This window comes from Amycolatopsis sp. lyj-84 (genome assembly GCF_046549075.1).
Classification (GTDB): domain Bacteria; phylum Actinomycetota; class Actinomycetes; order Mycobacteriales; family Pseudonocardiaceae; genus Amycolatopsis.
The window spans coordinates 309,990-333,968 of the sequence record NZ_JAJPWO010000010.1 but is presented as its reverse complement, the minus strand read 5'-3'; the positions used below and the strand labels follow the sequence as shown (position 1 = coordinate 333,968).

General features: G+C 70.7%; 2 protein-coding genes and 1 pseudogene. All 3 read left to right on the top strand.

Features of this window, described 5'->3' with window-relative positions:
- The first annotated feature begins 103 nt into the window (after positions 1–103).
- The 3 genes and pseudogenes from ACLJRM_RS29395 (at position 104) to ACLJRM_RS29385 (ending at position 23,955) form a co-directional block, all read left to right on the top strand.
- Positions 104–2,050, top strand: a complete 1,947-nt coding sequence (locus ACLJRM_RS29395; protein ID WP_101612831.1) for an ABC transporter ATP-binding protein — start codon at positions 104–106, stop codon at positions 2,048–2,050.
- Positions 2,047–11,462: pseudogene (locus ACLJRM_RS29390) on the top strand (amino acid adenylation domain-containing protein). The gene ACLJRM_RS29395 and the pseudogene ACLJRM_RS29390 overlap by 4 nt, the downstream one beginning before the upstream one ends.
- A 280-nt stretch (positions 11,463–11,742) precedes the next feature.
- Positions 11,743–23,955, top strand: coding sequence for an amino acid adenylation domain-containing protein (locus tag ACLJRM_RS29385; RefSeq protein WP_410664893.1), 12,213 nt, complete (start codon positions 11,743–11,745; stop codon positions 23,953–23,955).
- The last annotated feature ends 24 nt before the right edge of the window (positions 23,956–23,979 follow it).

Sequence of the window (23,979 nt, the reverse complement as noted above, 5' to 3'; positions counted from 1 at the left end):
GTGCGTTCGCGTACCGGAGATGTTCGCTTGGCACCACTCGTGGACATCGACACGATTCAGCACGATTGAGATCGCCGACTTCGTGTGTGAGAGGGATCCCCAAATGGAAGTAATGTTGCGCTTCGGGGCGTCGCCCAAGAGCGATGACGACCCCGATCCCTGGTCGAACCGGGTCCGTCCGGGGACGGTGCGCAGGGTTCTCACCTATTTCCGCCCGCACGTCGGCAAGGTGTCGATCTTCGTTCTCATCGCCGCGATGGAGGCGTTCGTCGTCATCGCGACTCCTTTGCTGATGAAGGAGCTCATCGACGGCGGCATCCTCAAGAACGACTTCGGGGTCGTCATCCTGATGGCCGTCCTGACCGCCGGGCTGGCGATCGCGGGCGCGCTGTTGTCGCTGCTGTCGGCCTACGTCTCCGCGAAGATCGGGGAAGGCGTCACCTACGACCTCCGGGTGCAGGCGCTCGATCACGTCCGGCAACTGCCGATCGCGTTCTTCACCCGCACCCAGACCGGTGTGCTGGTCGGCAGGCTGCACACCGAACTGATCATGGCGCAGCAGGCGTTCGGGCATCTGCTGATGGCGGCCACCAGTGTGGTCACGGTCGTGCTGGTGCTGGCCGAACTGTTCTACCTGTCCTGGCTCGTCGCCGTCGTCACGCTGGTGCTGGTTCCGCTGTTCGTCCTGCCCTGGATCTGGGTGGGGCGGATCATCCAGCGGCGCACCGGAACGCTGATGGAGACGAACGCAGGCCTCGGCGGACTCCTCCACGAGCGGTTCAACGTCCAGGGCGCGATGCTCTCGAAGCTCTTCGGCCGCCCGGACGAGGAGATGGCCGACTACCGCGTCCGCGCCGGGAAGATCCGCAAGATCGGCGTGAGCATTTCCATCTGGGCCCGGATGTCCTTCGCCATGATGGCGCTGATGGCCTCGGTCGCCACGGCGGTCGTCTACGGGGTCGGCGGCGGGCTCGTGATCGAAGGGGCGTTCCAGCTCGGCACGCTCATCGCCATCGCCACCCTGCTCGGGCGGCTGTTCGGGCCGATCACCCAGCTGTCCGGGCTGCAGGAGACCGCGCAGACCGTCGTGGTGAGCTTCTCCCGGATCTTCGAGCTGCTCGATCTGAAGCCGCTGATCCAGGAACGCCCCGACGCCGTCGCGCTCAAGAAGGACGAGGCGCCGGACATCGAGTTCGACGACGTCGTGTTCCGGTACCCCACCGCGGACGAGGTTTCGCTGGCCTCGCTCGAACACCTGCGGACCAAGCGGGAACAGGGCGAAGTGGCGGCGGATGTCCTGCGCGGCATCAGCTTCCACGCGCAGGCCGGAACCCTCACCGCGCTCGTCGGCCCGTCCGGCGCGGGGAAGAGCACCATCACGCACCTGGTCTCGCGGCTGTACGACCCGAATTCGGGAGCCGTCCGGCTCGACGGGAAGGACCTGCGGGACCTCGGCTTCGACTCGATCCGCGGCACGGTCGGCGTGGTCAGCCAGGACGCGTACCTCTTCCACGACACGATCCGGGAGAACCTGCTCTACGCCCGCCCGACGGCCACCGAGGAAGAGCTGATCGAGGCTTGCAAGGGCGCCCAGATCTGGGACCTGATCGAGTCCCTCCCGCGCGGGTTCGAGACCGTCACGGGTGATCGCGGCTACCGGATGTCGGGTGGCGAGAAGCAACGGCTGGCCATCGCGCGGCTGCTGCTGAAGGCGCCCACGGTCGTCGTGCTCGACGAGGCCACCGCGCATCTGGACTCCGAGTCGGAGGCCGCGGTCCAGCGGGCACTCAAGACCGCTCTGCGCAGCCGGACTTCGCTGGTGATCGCCCACCGGCTCTCCACGATCCGCGAAGCCGACCAGATCCTCGTGATCGACGGCGGAGCGGTCCGCGAACGCGGGACGCACGACGAGTTGCTGGCCGCGGGCGGTCTCTATTCGGAGCTCTATCACACGCAGTTCGCCCGGCCGGAGAACAACGCGCCCAAGCCGGAACCCGAAGAAGAAGAGTTCGAGCCCGAGCCGGTGGACACCGTGGTCTACGGAGGTTGACGATGAGTTCCGCAGCGCAGGCCAGTCCGACGGTGCTGGATCTTTTCGCCCGGCGAGCGGGCCGGACACCCGGCGCGGTGGCCGTGTCCGACGGGGAACGGGTTCTGACGTACCGGGAACTCGACGACCTCGCGGGCAGGCTGGCCGGCCGGTTGACCGGCCGGGGCGTCCGCCGTGGCGCCCGGGTCGCGGTCATGCTGGACCGGTCGGCGGACCTGCTGGTGGCGCTGCTGGCCGTCTGGAAGGCGGGAGCGGCGTACGTCCCGGTGGACGCCGCCTATCCCGCGCCGCGGGTCGCCTTCATGGTGGCGGACTCGGACGTCTCCCTGATGGTGTGTTCGGCCGCGACGCGCGATGCGGTCCCGGAAGGGATCGAGTCGATCGTCGTCGCGGACGAGGAACCGGGCGACGAGCCCCCCGCTGTCGCGGCGCGCCCGGAGGATCTGGCGTACGTGATGTACACGTCCGGCTCGACGGGTACCCCGAAGGGCGTGGCCGTCCCGCACCGGAGCGTGGCGGACCTGGTGGGGAATCCCGGCTGGGCGATGGAACCCGGCGACGCGGTCCTCATGCACGCGCCGCATTCCTTCGACGCGTCCCTGTGCGAGATCTGGGTGCCGCTGGTCTCGGGCGCCCGGGTGGTGATCGCCGAGCCCGGGCCGGTGGACGCCCGGCGCCTGCGGGAGGCTGTCGCGGCCGGGGTGACGAGGGCGCATCTGACCGCGGGCAGTTTCCGCGCGGTGGCCGAGGAATCGCCGGAATCGTTCGCGGGACTCGTCGAGATCCTGACCGGCGGTGACCTGGTGCCCGCGCACGCGGTGGAGCGGGTGCGCGACGCCGCGCCGGCAGCGCGGATCCGGCACCTCTACGGCCCGACGGAAACGACGCTGTGCGCCACGTGGCACGTGCTCGAACCGGGGGACGCGCTGGGCTCGGTGCTGCCGATCGGCCATCCTCTTCCCGGCCGGAAGGCGCACGTGCTCGACGCGTCGCTGCGCCCGGTGGAGCCGGAGATGATCGGCGATCTGTACCTCTCCGGCGACGGTCTCGCCGACGGCTACCTCGACCGGACGGGGCTGACGGCGGAGCGGTTCGTGGCGGACCCGTTCTCGCCGGGCAAGAGGATGTACCGGACCGGGGACCTCGCCCAGTGGACGACCGACGGCGAGCTGCTGTTCGCGGGCCGGGTCGACGACCAGGTGAAGATCCGCGGTTTCCGGATCGAGCCCGGTGAGATCGAGGCCGCGCTGACCGCCCAGGCGGACGTCCACGAGGCCGTGGTGGTGGCGATCGACGGGCGGCTCATCGGTTACGCGGTGTCGGACGTGGCTCCCGCTCTCCTGCGCGAGCGTCTCGAGGCCGTGCTGCCCGAGTACATGGTCCCGGCCGTGGTGATCACGCTGGACACGCTGCCGCTGACCGGCAACGGCAAGGTGGACCGGGCGGCGTTGCCCGCGCCCGATTTCACGGCGACGGCGGGCGGCCGCGAACCGGCCACCGAGACCGAACGTGTCCTTTGTGGACTGTTCGCCGAAGTGCTCGGCATGGAGCGGGCCGGTGTCGACGACGGTTTCTTCGAGCTGGGCGGGGATTCGATCCTCGCGGTGCGCGTGGCGGCCCGGGCGGCCAAGGCGGGCCTGCTGGTGACGCCGTCGGACATCTTCGGCGAGCAGACCCCCGCGCGACTGGCCGCCGTGGCGCGGGCCGTCCCGGCCGAAGAGCTCGCCGACGGCCCCCTGATCGACCTGACCGCGGAGGACGCGGCGGAACTGGCGATCGCCGTCCCGGACGCCGTGGAGGTCTGGCCGCTGGCGCCGCTCCAGGCGGGGCTGCTGTTCCAGACGACCCTCGACGACCAGGGTCCCGATATCTACCAGACACAGTGGATCGTCGAGCTGACCGGACCGCTGGACGTCGTCCGGCTGCGGGCCGTGTGGGAATCGGTTTTCGCGCGGCACGACGAACTCCGGCTGACCTTCCACCGGCTCGCGTCAGGCAAGGCGGTGCAGGCCGTCGCCGGCCACATCGTCCTGCCGTGGCGCGAAGTCGATCTCACCGACGCGACCGACATCGACGAGGCCGTCAAGGCCCTGTCCGCGGAAGAACAGCGCGAGCGGTTCGACCTCGCCAAGGCGCCGCTGTTCCGGCTGGTGCTGATCCGCGTCGCGCAGGACCGGCATCGCCTGCTGGTGGTCAATCACCACATCCTGACCGACGGCTGGTCGGTGGCGGTCATCCTCAACGAGGTCTCCGAGGCTTATACCTCGGGAGGACACTTCCCGGACCGGACGGGGGCGGCGTCCTATCGGGACTACCTGGCCTGGCTCGACCGGCAGGACAAGGAAGCGGCGCGCGCGGCCTGGCAGGCGGAACTGTCGGACATCGACGTGCCCGCGCTGGTCGCCAAGTCGGACACCGGGACGGGCTACGACTACCGCGTCACCCATCTGTCGCCGGAGCTGCACACCCGGCTGACCGGGTTCGCGCGCGATCACGGGCTGACGTTGAACACGGTGGTGCAGGGCGCGTGGGCGCTCGTGCTGGCGCGGCTCGCGCGGCGGACCGACGTGGTGTTCGGCACCACGGTCGCCTGCCGTCCCGCGGAACTCCCGGGCGTGGAGTCGATGCCGGGGCTCATGATGAACACGATCCCGGTCCGGGTGTCGCTCGACGGCGGACAGTCGGTGGTGGACCTGCTCACCGAGTTGCAGCGCCGCCAGGTGGCCTTGATGCCGCATCAGCACTTGGGGCTGACGGAGATCCAGAAGACGGCCGGACCCGGCGCGATGTTCGACACGCTGCTGGTGTTCGAGAACTACCCGCGGGACTTCGCCGACCAGTTCACGTATCTGGGCACTGTCGAGGGAACGCACTACCCGGTGACAGTCGGTGTGATCCCGGGAGAGCGGTTCAGGATCCAGCTCGCCTACTGGCGCGGGCAGATCGACGAGGCCGTCGCCGATGCGCTGCTGGACTGGTTCGTCGGTGCCCTCGGCTCGGTGGCCGACGCTCCGTCCGGGCTGGTCGGCCGGGCCGACATGGGCGAGATCCCGTTGCCTCCCTGGAAGCCCGCGCTGGTGGCGGGGGAACCGCTGCCGTCGTTGATCGGGCGGATGGCGGCGGAGCGGCCGGACGCGGTGGCGGTCGCGGACGGCGCCGGTGACCTGACGTACGCGGAATTGTGGGACCGGGCGGAGAAGTTCGGGGCCTTCCTGCGGGCTCGCGGGGTCGAGCGGGAGCGTCGCGTCGGGCTGGTGGTGGGCCGGTCCGCGTGGTGGCTGATCGGGATGCTGGGGGTCTCCCTGGCGGGCGGTGTGTTCGTCCCGGTGGATCCCGCGTATCCGGCCGAGCGCGTGAAGCTGATCTTCGGCAGCGCCGATCCGATGCTGGTGGTGTGCCAGGGAAAGACCCGCGACGCGGTGCCGGAGGAGTTCTCGGACCGGATCGTGGTGCTCGACGAACTGGATCTGGCCGGTGCCCCGGACGCGGTACTGCCGCGCGTGGGAATGCGTGACGCGGCCTACGTGATCTACACGTCGGGTTCGACGGGAACGCCGAAGGGCGTCGTCGTCACGTACTCGGGCCTGGGCAATCTGGCGCTGGCGCATATCGAACGGCTCGCCGTGAAGCCGTCGTCGCGGGTCCTGCAGTTCGCGGCGCTCGGCTTCGACACCATCGTGTCCGAGGTGATGATGGCGCTGCTTTCGGGCGCGACGCTGGTGATGCCGCCGGACGAGGACCTGCCGCCGCACGCTTCGCTGACCGACACGCTGGAACGGTGGGACATCACGCATGTGAAGGCCCCGCCGTCGGTGCTGGCCACCGTGGACGCGGTGCCGGACCGGCTGGAGACGGTGACCGCGGCGGGCGAACTCTGCCCGCCGGGACTGGTGGACCGCCTGTCGGCGGGCCGCCGGATGATCAACGCCTACGGGCCGACCGAGACCACGATCTGCGCGACGGTGAGTTTTCCGCTGGCGCCGGGCGGTGAGGTGATCCCGTTCGGGGGACCGATCGCCGGGGTCCGCGGCTATCTGCTGGACGCGTTCCTGCGGCCGTTGCCGCACGGGATCACGGGTGAGCTGTACCTGGCCGGGATCGGGGTGGCGCGCGGGTATCTCGGCCGTTCGGCGCTGACGTCGGAGCGGTTCGTCGCCGATCCCTTCGTCCCGGGCGAGCGGATGTACCGGACGGGCGATCTGGCGTACTGGACCGACGACGGCGAGCTGGTCTCCGCCGGCCGGGCCGACGACCAGGTCAAGATCCGCGGGTTCCGGGTCGAACCCCGCGAGATCGAGTTCGCCCTGTCCAGCCGTCCCGAGGTCACCCAGGCCACGGTGACCGTCCGCGAAGGCCGTTTGGTGGCCTATGTTTCGCCGGGCGACGTCGATCCGGAGGCGCTGCGGAAGGAACTCGCGGCCCGGATGCCCGCGTACATGGTGCCCGCGGCGGTGATGGCGCTGGACGTCCTGCCGCTGACGCCGCACGGGAAGATAGACCGGAAGGCGTTGCCCGAACCGGACTTCTCCTCGAAGACGGTCGGCAGGGAGCCGTCGACCGAGACCGAACAAGTCCTTTGTGGAGTGTTCGCCGAGGTGCTCGGGCTGGCGAGGGTCGGAGTCGAGGACAGCTTCTTCGAGTTGGGCGGCGACTCGATTTCGTCCATGCAGGTCGCTTCCCGCGCGCGTCGCGACGGGATCTCGCTGACCCCGCGGCAGGTGTTCGAGCACCGGACCCCCGAGCGGCTCGCGCAGCTGGTGGCGGAAACGCCTGTGCCACGAGAGGATCGTCCCGCGATCGAGGACGGCACGGGCGAGGTCGTGCTGACGCCGGTGATGCGGTTGTTCGGGGACGGGGTCGCGGGAGCGAAGTTCGCGCAGTGGGTCGTGCTGGGCGCGCCCGCGGATCTCACGGAAGAGACGCTGGCCGCGGGGCTGGCCGCGGTGCTGGACACCCACGACATGCTGCGGGCGCGGGTCGTTGACGGCCGGCGTCTGGTGGTCGGTGAGCGCGGCTCGGTGGCCGCGTCAGGGGTGGTCGCGCGGGTGGAGGCGGAGGGCGGCTCGCTGGACGAGGCCGCGGCGGACGCGGCACGCGAAGCTGTCGGCAGGCTGGATCCCGTCGCGGGGGTGATGGTCCAGGCGGTGTGGTTGGACGCCGGGCCGGAGTGCGTGGGACGGCTGGTCGTGGTGGCGCATCACCTCGTGGTCGACGGGGTCTCGTGGCGCGTTCTGGCGTCGGACCTGCGAGCGGCGTGCGAGGCCGTGGCCGCGGGGCGGGAGCCGTCGCTCGAACCGGTGGGAGTGTCGTTCCGCCGGTGGGCGGGTCTGCTGGAGGAGTGGGCCGTCTCCGCCGAGCGGGTCGCGGAACTGCCTGTGTGGCAAGCGATTCTGGGGCAAGAGCGGCAGCCGGAGCGGGCTCCGGCGGGGACGGTGCGTTCCCGGTCCTGGGTGGTTCCGTCGGACGAGGCCTCGGTTCTGGTGGGGCGGGCTCCGGTGGTGTTCCACTGCGGGGTGCACGAGGTCCTGCTGGCCGGACTGGCGGGAGCGGTGGCCCGGTGGCGTGCCGCGGACACCGTACTGGTGGACGTGGAAGGTCATGGCCGCCATCCCGTCGAGGGAATGGACCTGTCCAGGACGGTGGGCTGGTTCACCAGTTCGCATCCGGTCCGGCTGGAGGTGGCCGGGATCGACCTCGACGGGGTGCTGGCCGGCGACGCGGCGGCCGGGACGTTGCTCAAGGTGGTCAAGGAACAGTCGCGGGCGGTGCCCGGCGACGGCCTCGGCCATGGACTGTTGCGGTACCTCAACCGTGAAACGGAACCGGTGCTGGCGGCCTCGCCGTCGGCGCGGATCGGGTTCAACTACCTCGGCCGGTTCGTCGCCGGTGACGAGAGCGACGTGCGGGCGTGGCAGCAGGCGGGTGAGATCGGCGGTTCGATGGACCCGGGCACGCGGCTGCCGCACGGCCTGGACGTCAACGCGATCGTCCAGGATCTGCCGGACGGTCCGGAATTGATACTCATGCTGGAATGGTCGGACGACTCGTTCGACGAGGCCGCGATCGAACGACTGGTCCAGGAATTGCTGGCCGTGTTGTCCGGGCTGGCCTCTCAAGCGGATGATCCCGCCGCGGGCGGGCACACCGCGTCCGATTTCGGCCTGCTCGAATTGGATCAGGACGAGATCGAGGGCTTCGAAGCACTAGCAGCGGAACTCAGCGAAGGCCGGGCATCGTGAACACTTCGACCAACTCCTCTGGATCGGCACTGACGGAAGTCTGGCCGCTGTCCCCGATGCAGGCGGGAATGCTCTATCACGCCTCCTTGGACGACGAGGCGCCCGATCTCCACCTCATCCAGCAGTCGCAGATCATCGACGGCCCCTTGGACACGGAGCGGTTCCGGAAGTCCTGGGAGACCGTCCTCGACCGGCACGCGGCGCTTCGGGCGAGCTTTCACCGGAGGAAGTCCGGCGAGACGATCCAGCTGATTCCCAGGACGGTGAAACTTCCCTGGGCCGAACGCGATCTGTCCGACCTGTCCGAAGAGGACGCGCTGGCCGAGGCGACCGTGATCGCGGAGAAGGAGCGTGCCGCGAAGTTCGACCTCACGCGGCCTCCCCTGCTGCGGCTCATGCTGATCCGGCTCGGCCCGGACAAGCACTGCCTCGTGACCACCAGCCATCACCTGCTCATCGACGGATGGTCGCGGGCGGTCATGGAGGCGGACCTCCTCGAGATCTACGCGGCGGGCGGGGTGCCCGCCACCCTGCGGCCGGCGGGCTCCTACGGGAACTACCTGGCCTGGCTGGGAAAGCAGGACAAGGAAGCCGCCAAGGCCGCCTGGCGCGAAGAGTTGGACGGCGCCGACGGATCGGCGCTCGGGCTCCCGGAGACCCCGGGAAGGGCGCCGGGGCTGCCGTCCGGCGAGGTGATCCGCCATTCGCCGGAGTTCACCACCGCGCTGGCCGAGTTCGCCCGAAGGCACGGGCTGACGCTGAACACGCTGGTGCAGGGCGCGTGGTCGCTGGTGCTGGCCCGGCTGGCCCGCCGTCGTGACGTGGTGTTCGGCGCGGTGGTCTCGGGGCGTCCGGCCGAGTTGCCCGGCGCGGAGCAGACCGTGGGGCTGTTCATCAACACCGTGCCGGTGCGAGTGCGGTTGGACGGCGAGCAGACCGTTCTCGAGCTGCTGACGGAACTTCAGGGGCGGCAGTCCTCGATGATGGCTCATCACCATCTCGGGCTGCCGGAGATCCAGAAGCTGGGGGAGGCGAGTTTCGACACGATCGTCGTGTTCGAGAACTACGCCGACCCGGCGGCGAAGTCGGCCTCCCCGTCCGGTCTCAGCCTGACCCTGAGGGACTTCAACCAGGCGACGCCGTACGCGATCACGCTGGGCGTCATGCCGGGCGAGAGCCTCGAAATCGAACTGCAGTACCACGCGGACGTCGTGGGCGACTCCGTCGCCAGGGCGGCGCTCGACGGGCTCACCCTGGTGCTGGAGCGCGTGATCACGGCCCCGAGGACGGCTGTCGGCCGCCTCGACGTGCTGGGTGACGCCGGGCGTGAGCTGGTGGTCGAACGGTGGAACCGGACGGACGACACGGTGGACGCGGCGTCGGCGGTGGAGCTGTTCCGCCGTCAGGTGGAGAAGGCCCCGCACGCGACGGCGGTGCAGGCCGGAGACCGGACCTGGTCGTTCGAGGAGCTCGACGAGTGGTCCGGCAGGCTCGCGACGGTCCTGATCGACCGGGGTGTGCGCCGGGGCGACCGGGTCGCGGTGGTGTTGGAGCGGTCGGTGGAGCTGCTGGCCGCCTGGCTCGCGGTCTGGAAGGCGGGAGCGGCGTTCGTCCCGGTCGACCCGGACTATCCGGCGGACCGGGTGGCGTTCATGCTGGCCGACTCCGCGGTCACGGCGGTGGTCTGCCGGGCCGAGACCGCGAGTGCGATGCCGGCCGGGTACGCGCAACTCGTCGTGGACGAACCCGTCGAGGGTGAGGTTTCCCTGGTCCCGGTCGGCAAGGACGATCTGGCGTACGTGATGTACACGTCCGGCTCGACCGGGACGCCGAAGGGTGTCGCCGTCTCGCACGGCGGCGTGGCGGCGCTGGTGGGCTACGCGGTGTGGGACCTGCACCCCGGCGACGCGGTGCTGATGCACGCGCCGCACACGTTCGACCCGGCGCTGTACGAGGTGTGGGTGCCGCTCGTGGCGGGTGCGCGGGTGATCCTCGCCGACCCGGGCGTGATCGACGCGCAGCGGCTCGCCGCCCACGTGGCGGACGGTCTCACCTCGGTGAACTTCACCGCCGGGCAATTCCGCGCGCTGGTCCAGGAAGCGCCGGAGTCCTTCGCGGGGCTGCGCTACTTCCAGACGGGCGGGGACGTGGTGCCGCTCGGCGCCGTGGAGCGGGTGCGGCAGGCGTGCCCCGAATTGCGGGTCCTGCACACGTACGGCCCGACGGAGACCACGTTCTGCGCGTCGTGGAAGGTGATCCGGCCCGGTGACGAGCTGGGGTCGACGCTGCCGATCGGCAAACCGCATCCGGGACGGCGCCTGTACGTGCTGGACGTCTTCCTGCGCCCGCTGCCGCCCGGCGTCGCGGGTGATCTGTACATCGCGGGCGCCGGGGTGTCGCACGGCTATCTCGGCCGGACCGCGCTGACGGCGGAACGGTTCGTCGCGGATCCCTTCATGCCCGGAGAGCGGATGTACCGGACCGGGGACCTGGCGTACTGGAACGACGAGGGTGAGCTGGTCTTCGCCGGCCGGGCCGACACCCAGGTCAAGATCCGCGGTTTCCGCGTGGAGCCGGGTGAGATCGAGGCGGTGCTGGCGGACCAGCCGGGCGTCGACCAGGCGGTGGTGGCGGTCCGCGACGGACGTCTGATCGGCTACGTCGTCTCCGGTTCCGGGGCCGATCCGGTGCGGCTGCGCGAGCGGCTCGCCGGACTGCTGCCGGAGTACATGGTGCCCGCGGTGGTGATGGCGGTGGCCGCGCTGCCGGTGAACGGGAACGGGAAGGTCGACCGGAAGGCGTTGCCGGAGCCCGATTTCAGCGGGCGGGCCGCCGGACGGGATCCCGTCACGGAGATCGAGCGGCTGTTGTGCGAGCTGTTCGCCGAGTTGCTCGGTCTGGACCGGGTCGGCGCGGACGACAGTTTCTTCGAGCTGGGCGGGGATTCGATCATTTCGATGCAGTTGGCGGCGCGGGCACGCCGGGACGGGATGACCTTCGGCGCGCGGGAAGTGTTCGAGTACCGCACACCGGCGGGACTCGCGTCGTTCGTCGAACTGGGAGAGGAACCGGCCGATTCCCCCGACGAGGGGAAGCCCGCCGCCGATTTCGAACTCGTGGACATGGACAAGGGCGAGATCGACGAATTCGAGGCGGAGTTCGACGCCGTATAGCGGTCGAATCCTTTCAGCGTAAGGGTCCGTGAAGGCCTCCTTGCCTACCTTGAGGGTAGGGAAGGAGGCCTTCACGGACTTTCGCTTTTCACTACTCACGATTTCTTCTCCCTGGCCCGTTGGACATGTTGTCCGGGTCGTCCCTTCGGGCGACGATTCTGTGGGGGGACATGCCGCATTCGACGTCGGCTCCTCGACTTGGACCGGGACGGGATCGAGGAATTCGAGGCTTGGTTCGACGACGAACTTCAAGCCCCTTCGCTGATCGAGGGAGAAATTGATGGCTCAGTCGCGGATCGAGGACATCTGGCCGCTGTCGCCGTTGCAGGCAGGGCTGGTCTTCCACGCGGTCTACGACGGTGAAGGGCTCGACGTCTACATTGGACATTGGATCCTGGAGCTGGACGGACCGGTGGACGCGGCCAGGCTGCGCGCGGCCTGGGAGGCGTTGCTCGCGAGGCACGCCTCGCTCCGGGCTTGTTTCCGGCAGCGAAAATCGGGCGAGACGGTGCAGATCATCGCCAGGCAGGCGGAACTGCCGTGGCGCGAGGTCGATCTCTCGCACCTCGACGACCCGGATGCCTCCGGCGAGGCTGTGCGGGAACTGGCCGAAGAGGACCGGACGAAGCGCTTCGATCTCGCGACGGCGCCGTTGCTGCGTCTCACCTTGATCCGTCTCGGCGACGACAGCCACCGCCTGGTGGTGACCTGCCATCACGCGATCATGGACGCCTGGTCGCTCCCCATCGTGTTCGACGAACTGGCGGCGCTGTACGCGGCCGACGGCGGTCCGCTGGAACTGCCGGAAGTGACGTCGTACCGGGAATACCTCGCTTGGCTCGGCCGTCAGGACAAGGCCAGGGCGCTTTCGGCCTGGGCGGCGGAACTGGGCGACGTCGAGGAGCAGACGCTGGTGGCGCCCGCGGATCCGGGACGAGCGCCCGGCATCCCCGAGAGCGTCACGGTCGAGCTGCCGGAAGGCCTCACCCGCTCGCTGGAGGAGCTGGCCCGCGGGAACGGGCTGACGCTGAACACGGTGGTGCAGGGCGCGTGGGCGCTGGTGCTGGCGCAGCTGGCAGGCCGGACGGACGTCGTGTTCGGCGCGGTCGTCTCGGCCCGCCCGCCGGATCTCCCTGGTGTGGAAGGAATGGTGGGGCTGTTCCTCAACACCGTTCCGGTGCGGGTGCGGCTGCGCGGTTCGGCGCCGGTCGTCGAACTGCTGGCCCAGCTGCAGCGACGGCAGTCCGCGCTGATCCCCGACCAGTTCGTGGGGCTGGCGGACATCCAGCAGGCGGCCGGGCCCGGCGCGGTCTTCGACACCATGATCGTCTTCGAGAACTTCCCGCGCGAGCTCGGTGTCTCGGATTCCCCCGAAGCCTTCGCCATCCGCGTGAACCAGGGCCAGGAAGCCGCGCACTATCCGCTGACGCTGGTCGCCGTCCCCGGCGAGTCGATGCTCGTCAAACTCGACTACCTGACGGATCTCTTCGATCAGGACACCGCGCTCGCCATCGTCGAGAGGTTCACGGGGGTGCTGCGTCAGCTGACGCGGGCAGGCGACCTCACGGTGGCCGACGTCGAGGTGACGAACCCGGCCGAACGCGAGGTGGTCGGCAGCTGGGGAGAAGCGCCTGGCGCGAAGCCGGACCGGCTGGCCCTGGAACTCTTCGGCACCCAGGTCGAGCGCCGTCCCGAAGAGACGGCCGTCGTCGAGGGTGATCGGACGCTGTCGTACGGGGAACTGGCGGAGCGCGCGGAGCGGCTCGCCGGGTACCTGAGCGGCAAGGGAGTCCGGCGCGGGGACCGGGTCGCCGTGGTGATGGACCGGTCGCCCGAGCTGATCGCGACCCTGCTCGCGGTGTGGAAGGCGGGGGCGGCCTACATCCCGGTCGATCCGGCCTATCCGGCGGAACGCGTGAAGTTCATGCTGGCGGACGCGGAGCCGTCGGCGGTGGTGTGCACGGAGGCGCACCGGGACTCGGTGCTGGACGGCGGGCTCGAGCCGATCGTCGTCGACGAGCCGGAAACCCGGCGGGCCGTGGCGGAATACGCCCGCCTGTCGACCGGTGCGACCGCCGATGACGTCGCCTACGTGATGTACACGTCGGGCTCGACGGGGATGCCGAAGGGCGTCGCGGTGTCGCACGGCAACGTCGCGGCACTGGTCGGTGAGCCGGGCTGGGGCGTGGGTCCCGGCGACGCGGTGCTGATGCACGCCTCGCACGCGTTCGACATCTCCCTGTTCGAACTGTGGGTGCCGTTGCTTTCGGGCGCCCGGGTGGTGCTCGCCGGATCGGGCGCTGTCGACGGCGAAGCGCTGGCCGGTTACGTGGCGGCCGGGGTCACGGCCGCGCACCTGACCGCCGGCAGTTTCCGGGTGCTGGCCGAGGAGTCGCCGGAATCGGTCGCCGGTCTGCGCGAGGTGCTGACCGGTGGTGACGCGGTGCCGCTCGCGGCGGTGGAGCGCGTGCGGCGGACCTGCCCGGACGTCCGGGTGCGGCATCTCTACGGCCCGACCGAGGCCACGCTGTGCGCGACGTGGTGGCTGCTCGAACCCGGCGACGAGACGGGATCGGTACTGCCGATCGGCCGTCCGCTCGCGGGGCGGCGCGTCCACGTCCTCGACGCGTTCCTTCGACCGGTGCCGCCGGGGCTGCCCGGTGAGCTGTACGTCGCCGGAGCCGGTGTGGCGCAAGGCTATCTGGGGCGTTCGGCGTTGACGGCCGAGCGGTTCGTCGCGGACCCGCATCTGCCCGGCGAGCGGATGTACCGGACCGGGGACCTGGCGTACTGGACGGAACAGGGCACGCTGGCGTTCGCCGGCCGGGCCGACGACCAGGTGAAGATCCGCGGGTACCGGGTGGAACCCGGCGAGATCGAGGTGGCCCTCGCCCGGTTGCCCGGGGTCGGTCAGGCCGTCGTGATCGCCCGTGACGAGCAGCTGATCGGCTACGCGGTCGCCGAAGCGGGACAGGCCCTCGACCCGGCGGTGCTGCGCGGACAGCTCGCCGAAACGCTGCCCGAGTTCATGATCCCGGCCGCGATGCTGGTGCTGGACGAGTTGCCGCTGACGGTCAACGGGAAGGTGGACCGCCAAGCGCTGCCCGAACCGGACTTCTCGTCGAAGTCGGTGGGACGGGAACCGGAGACCGAGGACGAGCGAGTCCTTTGTGGAGTGTTCGCCGAGGTGCTCGGACTGGACCGGGTCGGGGTCGAGGACAGCTTCTTCGAGCTGGGCGGAGACTCGATCTCGTCGATGCAGGTGGCCGCCCGTGCGCGTCGCGAGGGAATCTCCCTGACGCCGCGGCTGGTGTTCGAGCACCGGACCCCCGGCAGGCTGGCGGCGCTGGCCGCGGAAGTACAGCCCGCCCAAGCATCCACAGTGGACAGTGGCGTTGGCGAGATCCCGATGACGCCGGTGATGCTGGCCCTCGGTGAGAACGCGGTGCGCCCCGGTTTCGCGCAGGCGCGGGTGGTCGTCACCCCGGCGGGCTTCGACCAGGACACGCTGGTCACGGCCCTGCGAGCGGTGCTGGACGCGCACGACGTCCTGCGGGCACGGGTGGAGTCCGGCGGACGGCTGCTGGTGCCCGAGCGGGGTGCGGTGGACGCGGCCGGCCTGGTGACGCGGGTCGAGGCCGGGTCGGGGAACCTCGACGAGATCGCCGAACGCGAGGTCAGGACGGCGACGGGCACGCTGGACCCGGCGGCGGGGATCATGGTGCGGGCCGTCTGGGTCGACGCGGGGAACGCCGAGCCGGGCCGGTTGGCGCTGGTGGCGCATCACCTGGCGGTCGACGCGGTCTCGTGGGGAATTCTGCTGCCGGATCTGCGCACGGCCTACGACGAAGCGAGCTCGGGCGGGACTCCCGTCCTCGACGCCGCGACGACGTCGTACCGGCAGTGGGCGCGGCGGCTGGCGGAGCAGGCGCTCAGCGAGCGCACCGTGGCCGAAACCGATCGGTGGGCCGCCCTCCTGGACGGCGCGGACACGGGATTCGAGCAGGGCACCGGGAAGTCGCACTCGTGGTCTTCGACGGTGTCCGGCACCGCGGCGAGCGGGTTGCTGGCCCGGCTGCCGGGTGCCTTCCACTGCGGGATCCAAGACGTCCTGCTGGCGGGGCTCGCGGGTGCGGTGGCGCGGGTGCGGGGTACTGACACTGGGCTGCTCGTGGACGTCGAAGGTCACGGGCGCGAAGCCGCCGACGGCGAAGACCTGTTGCGCACCGTGGGCTGGTTCACCAGCGTTCACCCGGTCCGCTTCGACCTCGCCGACGTCGATCTCGACGCCGTGGCGGCGGGTGACGCGGCGGCCGGGCGATTGCTGAAGGCCGCGAAGGAACAGATCCGCGCCGTCCCCGGGGACGGACTCGGCTACGGGCTGCTGCGCTACCTCAACCCCGACACCGGGGCGAGGCTGGCCGAGCTCCCGTCCGCGCCGATCGGCTTCAACTATCTCGGCCGGACAGGCCTTTCCGTCAAGGACAGGGCGTGGCAGCAGGCGGGCGAAGGGCCGCTCGGTGGCGGCCCGGACATGATCCTCGCCCACCCCGTCGAGGTCGGCGCGGAAGTCCAGGACACGCCGGAAGGCCCCCGGCTCGCGCTCGCCATCGACGGACAGGACCTCGACCCCGCGACGGTCGAGCGCCTCGGTGAGGCCTGGCTGGAGATGCTGACCGGTCTCGCGGCCCTCGCCGAGGATCCTCGTGCGGGCGGGCACACCCCGTCCGACTTCGGCCTCGTCGCACTCGCGCAGCGGGACGTGGCGGAGCTGGAAGCCGCGACGCCGGGGCTGACGGACATCTGGCCGCTTTCGCCGCTCCAGGAAGGAATGCTCTTCGAACGGGCGGTCGCCGAGGACGACGTCGACGTCTACCAGAGCCAGCGGATCCTCGACCTCGACGGACCGCTCGACGCGGAGCGGCTGCGCACCGCGTGGAACCAGGTGGTCGCGCGGCACGACTCGCTGCGGACGAGCTTCCACCAGCTGGGCTCCGGCGAAACGGTGCAGGTCGTTGCGGCCGAGGCCGAAATCCCTTGGCGCGTGGCGGATCTGTCGCTCCTCGATGAGGCCGCGGCGGCCGAGGAGATCGAACGACTGCTCGCGGAGGACCAGGCGAAGCGGTTCGACGTGACCGAGGCGCCGCTGCTCCGGCTGCTGCTGATCCGGCTCGGCGCGAACACGCACCGGCTCGTCCTGACGTCGCACCACGTCCTCCTGGACGGCTGGTCGACACCGCTCGTCCTTGGCGAGGTCTCCATCGCCTATGCCGGTGGACAGGGCCCGTCGAGATCACCGTCCTATCGGGACTACCTGGCGTGGTTGAGCCGCCAGGACGAGCAGGCGACGCGGGAAGCGTGGCGAGCCGAACTCGCCGGGTCGGACGAACCGACCGTCGTCGACGCCGATGCCGACAAGGCGATGGTGGTACCGGGTGAGCACGCCGAATGGCTGCCCGAGGAGGCGACGCGGAACCTCACCGGTTTCGCCCGCGGTCACGGCCTGACGCTGAGCACGATCGTGCAGGGCGCCTGGGCGCTGGTGCTGGCGCGGCTGGCTGGCCGGACGGACGTGGTGTTCGGGACGGTGACGTCGGGGCGGCCCGCCGAGGTGCCGGACGTCGAGCAGATGGTGGGGATGTTCATCAACACCATCCCGGTCCGGGTCCGCCTCGACGGCGGCCAGCCGGTGCTGGACCTGCTCCAAGACCTTCAGGCACGCCAGTCCGCGTTGACGGAACACCAGTACTTGGGGCTTTCGCAGGTCCAGAAGGCGGCAGGCGCGGGCGCGGTCTTCGACACCATCGTGATGATCGAGAACTACCCGCACGACGCCGCCGGTCTCGGCGACGACGGCGGTGTCGCGATCAGCTCGGTCCGCACCCGGACCGGCACCAGCTATCCGCTGGCCATGAGTGTTTCGCCGGGGAAGACCCTGCAGATCCGCGTGGCCTACCGGCCCGACCGGATCGGCGGGGAAACGGCGGCCGAGATCGCCAGGCAGGTCGTGCGTGTCCTGGAACTGGTGGCGTCGGAGGCTTCGCGGCCCGTCGGCACGCTGGCCGTCACGAGCGAACCGGCGCGTGCGTCGGTGGTGGAGCTCTGGAACTCGACCGGTGAAGCGGTGCGCGGGACGACCGTGCCGGAGCTGTTCCGGAGTCAGGCGCGGAAGTCGCCGGACGCGGTCGCGGTCGTCGACGGGGAACGCACGCTGTCCTACGCCGGACTCGACCGGGAATCCGACCGGCTGGCCGGGTATCTCGCCGGGATCGGCGTACGGCGCGGTGACCGGGTCGGCGTGGTGATGGAACGCGGCGCGGACCTGCTGGTGGCGCTTCTCGCGGTCTGGAAGGCGGGAGCCGCGCAGGTCCCGGTGAACGTGGACTACCCCGCGGAACGGATCGAACGGATGCTGGCCGATTCCGGTGCGGCGGTGGCGCTCTGCGTGGGAGCGAGCCGCGGCGCGGTTCCGGACGGCGTCGAGCCGGTGGTCGTGGACGCGCCGGAGATCGCGGGAACCTCTTACGAGGCACCGGTTTTCACCGCCGGAGCACACGACGTGGCCTACGTGATGTACACGTCGGGATCGACCGGTGTGCCCAAGGGGGTCGCGGTGCCGCACGGCAGCGTGGCGGCCCTGGCGGGCGACCCCGGCTGGTCGCAGGGCCCCGGCGATTGCGTGCTGCTGCACGCTTCGCACGCGTTCGACGCGTCACTGGTCGAGATCTGGGTGCCGCTGGTGAGCGGGGCCCGCGTGCTGGTCGCGGAACCGGGCGCGGTCGACGCGCAGCGGGTGCGGGAAGCGATCGAACGCGGCGTGACCACCATCCACCTGACGGCCGGGACTTTCCGCGTGGTGGCCGAGGAAGCACCGGAGTCCTTCACCGGCTTGCGGGAGATCCTGACCGGCGGGGACGCGGTGCCGCTCGCCTCCGTCGCCCGGATGCGGCGTGCCTGCCCGGACGTCCGGTTCCGGCAGCTCTACGGCCCCACCGAGATCACCTTGTGCGCCACCTGGCTCGTCCTCGAACCCGGGGCCGAGACGGGGAGCACCCTGCCGATCGGCGGACCGCTGGCGGGCAGGCAGGCGTACGTGCTCGACGCGTTCCTTCAGCCGGTCGCCCCGAACGTGACCGGTGAGCTGTACCTCGCCGGAGCCGGTCTGGCGCACGGTTATCTGGGCGCCGCCGGAGCGACGGCGCAGCGATTCCTCGCCAACCCGTTCGCGGCAGGCGAGAGGATGTACCGCACCGGCGACCTGGGCCGCTGGACCGAGCAGGGCGAGCTGGTGTTCGCCGGACGGGCCGACTCCCAGGTGAAGATCCGCGGTTACCGCGTCGAGCCGGGCGAGATCGAGGCCGTGCTGACCGAGGTGCCCGACGTCGCGCAGGCTGTCGTGGTCGCACGGGAAGAGCGTCCCGGTGAGAAGCGGCTGATCGCCTACGTGACCGCAGAATCGGGACAGGCGCTGGAATCCGGCGAGGTCCGCGCGTCGCTCGCGGAGCGGCTGCCGGAGTTCATGGTGCCCGCGGTGGTGCTGGTGCTGGACACGTTCCCGTTGACCCTCAACGGGAAGATCGACCGCGCGGCCCTGCCCGCTCCCGAATTCACCGGGAAGTCCACCGGTCGCGAGCCTCGGACCGAGGCCGAGCGGGTGCTGAGCGACCTGTTCGCCGAGATCCTCGGGCTGGACCACGTCGGCGCCGACGACAGTTTCTTCGAGCTCGGTGGCGACTCGATCCTTTCGATGCGGTTGGCCGCCCGCGCCCGGCGCGAGGACTTCGTTTTCGGCGCGAAGCAGGTCTTCGAGCAGAAGACGCCCGCGGGCATCGCGGCGGTCGCGGAGCGCGGCGGTGAGATCGACGCCGTCCTCGACGACGGTGTCGGCGAAGTCCCGTGGACGCCGGTGGTGCGTGCTCTGCTCGAACGCGATCCCGGCGCGCTGACCCGGGGCGCCTTGGCGCAGTGGGTGACCGCGGGAGCGCCCGGTGACCTGTCGCTGGAGGCGTTGACGGCCGGTTTGGGCGCGCTGATCGATGCCCACGACCTGCTGCGGAGCCGGGTCGTCGAGACCGGGGGAGAGCCTCGGCTGGTCGTGGCCGAGCGGGGAACGGTCGACGCGGCGACGCTGGTCGAGCGGGTCGAAGCCGGTGCCGATGACCTGGACGAGGTCGCGGACCGCTGCGCCCACGAAGCGGCCGGACGGCTGGACCCCGCCGCGGGCGTGATGCTCCGGGCGGTGTGGGTGGACGCGGGACCCGGCCGCGTGGGACGGCTCGTGGTGGCCGCGCATCACCTCGCCGTCGACGTCGTGTCGTGGCGTGTCCTGCTGCCCGATCTGCAACTGGCCTGTGAAGCCGCGGCCGCGGGCCGGGAACCCGTGCTCGACCCGCCGCCCGTTTCGTTCCGGCGCTGGGCGCGGACGCTGGCCGATCAGGCGGCGATCCGGACCGGAGAGCTGGAGACCTGGACCGGGATCCTCGACGGCGCGCAGGCGCGGGTGGGGGAGCTCGATCCCCGGCTCGACACCATCGCGACCTCGGGACGCCGGTCGTGGACCCTGCCGCGGGACCGCGCGAGCGTGCTCGCGGAGAAGGCCACTTCGGCCTTCCACTGCGGCGTGCACGAGGTCCTGCTGACCACCCTGGCCGGCGCGGTGGTCCAGTGGCGTGGCGGAACCTCCGTCGTGGTGGACGTCGAAGGCCACGGCCGTCAGCCCCTCGACGAGATGGACCTTTCGCGGACGCTCGGCTGGTTCACCGATGTCCATCCGGTCCGGTTGGACACCACCGGGGCCGACCCGGCCGAAGCGATCGCGGGCGGCACTGCGGCCGGTCGCCTGCTGAAGCAGGTCAAGGAGAACGTGCGGGCGGTGCCCGACGGCGGGCTCGGCTACGGGATGCTGCGGTATCTCGACGCCGGGACCGGGAAGGCGCTGGCGGCGCTGCCGACGGCGGAGATCGGGTTCAACTACCTCGGCCGCTTCTCACCGCGGCCCGACGGTGACGCGGAGCCTTGGCAGCTGGCGGGAACCATCGGCGGGGTGGCGGAAGAAGATCTGCCGCTGCGGCACGTCGTCGAGATCGACGCGGTCGTGCTGGACACCCAGGACGGCCCCGAGTTCACCCTGACCGTGACCTGGGCCGGACGGCTGCTCGGCGAGGCCGAGGCGGAATCGCTCGGGAAGGCCTGGCTCGACCAGCTGACCGGCCTTGCCACCCACGTCGCCGCCGACGACAGCGCCGGGGGACACACGCCCTCCGACTTCCCGCTCACCACGCTGACCCAGCGAGAGGTGGCGGAGGTCGAGGCCGTCGTCCCGGGCCTGCACGACATCTGGCCGCTTTCCCCACTTCAGGAAGGCCTGCTGTTCCACGCCGTCGACGAGCGCGGCCCGGACGTTTACGCCGGTATCCGCGACATCCTCCTCGACGGCCCGATGGACGCCGCCCGGTTCCGGGCGTCCTGGCAGACCCTTCTCGACCGGCACCCGGCCCTGCGGGCGAGTTTTCACCAGCTCGGGTCCGGCGTGGCCGTCCAGGCGGTCGCCCGCGACGTGACGCTGCCCTGGGTGGAGACCGACCTGTCCCACCTGCCCGAGGACGAGGCGCTGGCGGAATTCGCCCGCCTCGCGGAGGAGTCGCACGCGGAGCGGTTCGACCTGACGAAGGCGCCGCTGCTGCACCTGCACCTCGTGCGCTTCGGGGACCGCGAGCACCGGATGATCCTCAGGTCGCATCACATCTCGGCCGACGGCTGGTCCCTTCCGGTCTTCCTCGTCGAGGTGATGACGGCGTACGAAACCGGTGGCGACGGCAGGACCCTGCCGGTCCCGACGTCCTATCGGGACTACCTCGCCTGGCTCGCCCGCCAGGACAAGGAAGCCGCCAGGGAGGCGTGGCGGACCGAGCTCGCGGGGCTGGACGAGGCGACCCACGTCGTGTCCCCGGACGCGATCGCCGTGCCCATCGAGCCCGACCGCGTGCGCTTCGAACTCGACGACGCGCTGAGCCATCGCTTGGCGGAGTTCACCCGCGGGCACGGCGTGACGACGAATACGCTTTTCCAGGGGGTCTGGGCGCTGTTGCTGGCGCGGTTGACGGGACGCGACGACGTCGTCTTCGGCACCACGGTGGCCGGGCGCCCGATCGACATCCCCGGCGTCGAGTCCGCGGTCGGCCTGTTCATGAACATGCTGCCGGTCCGCGCTCGCCTCACTGGCGACCGGCCGTTCCTCGACATGCTGACGGATCTGCAGGAACGCCAGGTCGCGTTGATGCCGCACCAGCACGTGGGGCTGACCGAGATCAACCAGCTCGCCGGTTCCGGCGCGGCCTTCGACACGATCGTGGTGTTCGAGAACTACCCGCCCCCGCCGCTCCCGTCCGACGACCCCGAAGTCCTCGCCCTGCGTCCCGCCGGGATCCCGGACGACACCGGGCACTATCCGCTGTCGCTCCGCGCGTCCGAAGGCGGCGGCGTCCACGGCGAGGTCATCTACCGGCCGGACGTGTTCGACCGGACCCGGATCGACGGGTTCGTCGCGTCGATCGTCCGGGCACTGGAGCAGGTCGTGGCCGAACCGCGGATCCCGGTGGGCCGGGTCGCGCTGATCGGCCCGGAGCAGCGCCGTCTGGTGGTGGACGACTGGAACCGGACCGAGGAGCCGTTCGAAGCCGAGGCCCTGCCGGTGCTGTTCCGCAGGCAGGCCGAGCGGTCGCCGGACGCGCCGGCGGCGGAGGACGCCGCCCGGCGCCTGTCGTTCGGTGAACTGCTCGGCGAGGTGGAATCGCTGGCGCGACTGCTCGTGGGGCTGGGTATCCGGCGCGAGACCCGGGTGGGTGTCGTCGTCGGCCGCTCGGCCGAACTGGCGGTGACGCTGATGGCGGTGTCCTTCGCGGGCGGGGCGTTCGTCCCGGTCGACCCGGACTATCCGCGTGAGCGGATCGAGCTGATGCTGGAGAGTTCGGCGCCCGAGGTGCTGGTGTGCACCAAGGCGACCCGCGCGGTCGTACCGGAGAAGTTCGCGGGCACGGTGCTGGAGCTGGAAGACCTGCCCGCCGCCGATCCGGGCGTGGCGTTGCCGCACGTGGCCGCGAGCGACGCGGCGTACGTGATCTACACGTCGGGTTCGACCGGGGTGCCCAAGGGCGTCATGGTCACCCATTCCGGGCTCGGCAACCTGGCGACCGCGCATATCGAGCGGATGGGCGTGACGTCTTCGTCGCGGGTACTCCAGTTGTCCGCCATCGGTTTCGACGCCATCGTCTCCGAGTTGTTCATGGCCCTGCTGGCGGGCGGGACGCTGGTGCTGCCCGACGCGGAGAGCATGCCGCCCCGGGTGACGCTGGGCGACGCGCTGCGCCGGTGGGGGATCACGCATCTGACCGTTTCGCCGAGTGTGCTGGCTGTCGAGGACGACCTGCCGGACACCCTGCGGACCGTGCTCACGGGCGGCGAGGTGCTGCCACCCGCGTTGGTGGACCGCTGGTCGCCGGGCCGCCGGATGATCAACGCCTACGGTCCGACCGAGACGACGATCTGTTCGACGATGAGCGCCCCGCTCTCGCCGGGACACGACGTGGTCCCGCTCGGCGGCCCGATCCGGAACGTGCGGCACTACGTGCTCGACGCGTTCCTGCAGCCGGTGCCGCCCGGCGTGGCCGGCGAGCTCTACATCGCGGGAGTCGGACTCGCCCGCGGCTACCTCGGGCGTCCGGGCCTGACGTCGGAACGGTTCGTCGCCGACCCGTTCTCGCCGGGCGAGCGCATGTACCGGTCCGGCGACCGGTTCCGCTGGGCCACCGACGGCCAGCTGATCTTCGTCGGCCGGGCGGACGCGCAGGTCAAGGTGCGCGGCTACCGGGTCGAGCCCGCCGAGATCGAGGCCGTGCTGGCGGAGCATCCGGGGGTCGCCCAGGTGGTGGTCGCCGTGCACCGGGACGGACCGGGTGACAAACAGCTGGTGGCGTACGTCGTGCCGTCGGCCGAGGCTCCCGCGGAGCTGACGTCCGTGCTGCGCGAGCTGGCCGCGGAAAGCCTGCCGGAGTACATGATGCCCGCGGCTTTCGTCGCGCTGGACCGGATGCCGCTCACCCCGAACGGCAAGCTCGACCACCGGGCACTCCTCGCCCCCGATTTCTCCGGGATGACTTCCGGGCGGAATCCGCGCACGGCGATGGAGTCGAAGCTGTGCGGGCTGTTCGCGGAAGTGCTCGGCCTCGACCGGGTGGGTGCCGACGACAGCTTCTTCGAACTCGGCGGCGACTCGATCATCTCGATGCAGCTGTCGGCGCGGGCACGCCGGGAGGGGCTGGAACTGAGCCCGTGGCAGGTGTTCGAAGAGAAGACACCGGAACGGCTGGCGACGCTCGTCAAGGAGATCCCCGCCGAAGACGAGACCACTCCGGAGCCGGAACCCGCCGGGGGCGCGCTCGTCGCTCTTTCCCTTGACCAGTTGGAACAACTCGAGGCCGGGTTGGCCGGCGAATGACCCCGCTTTCTTCTAAGGAGCAGA

Excerpts from the sequence above, each read along its gene's own strand:
- ACLJRM_RS29385 (WP_410664893.1), top strand. The coding sequence starts at position 11,743 with ATGGCTCAGTCGCGGATCGAGGACATCTGGCCGCTGTCGCCGTTGCAG.
- ACLJRM_RS29395 (WP_101612831.1), top strand. The coding sequence starts at position 104 with ATGGAAGTAATGTTGCGCTTCGGGGCGTCGCCCAAGAGCGATGACGAC.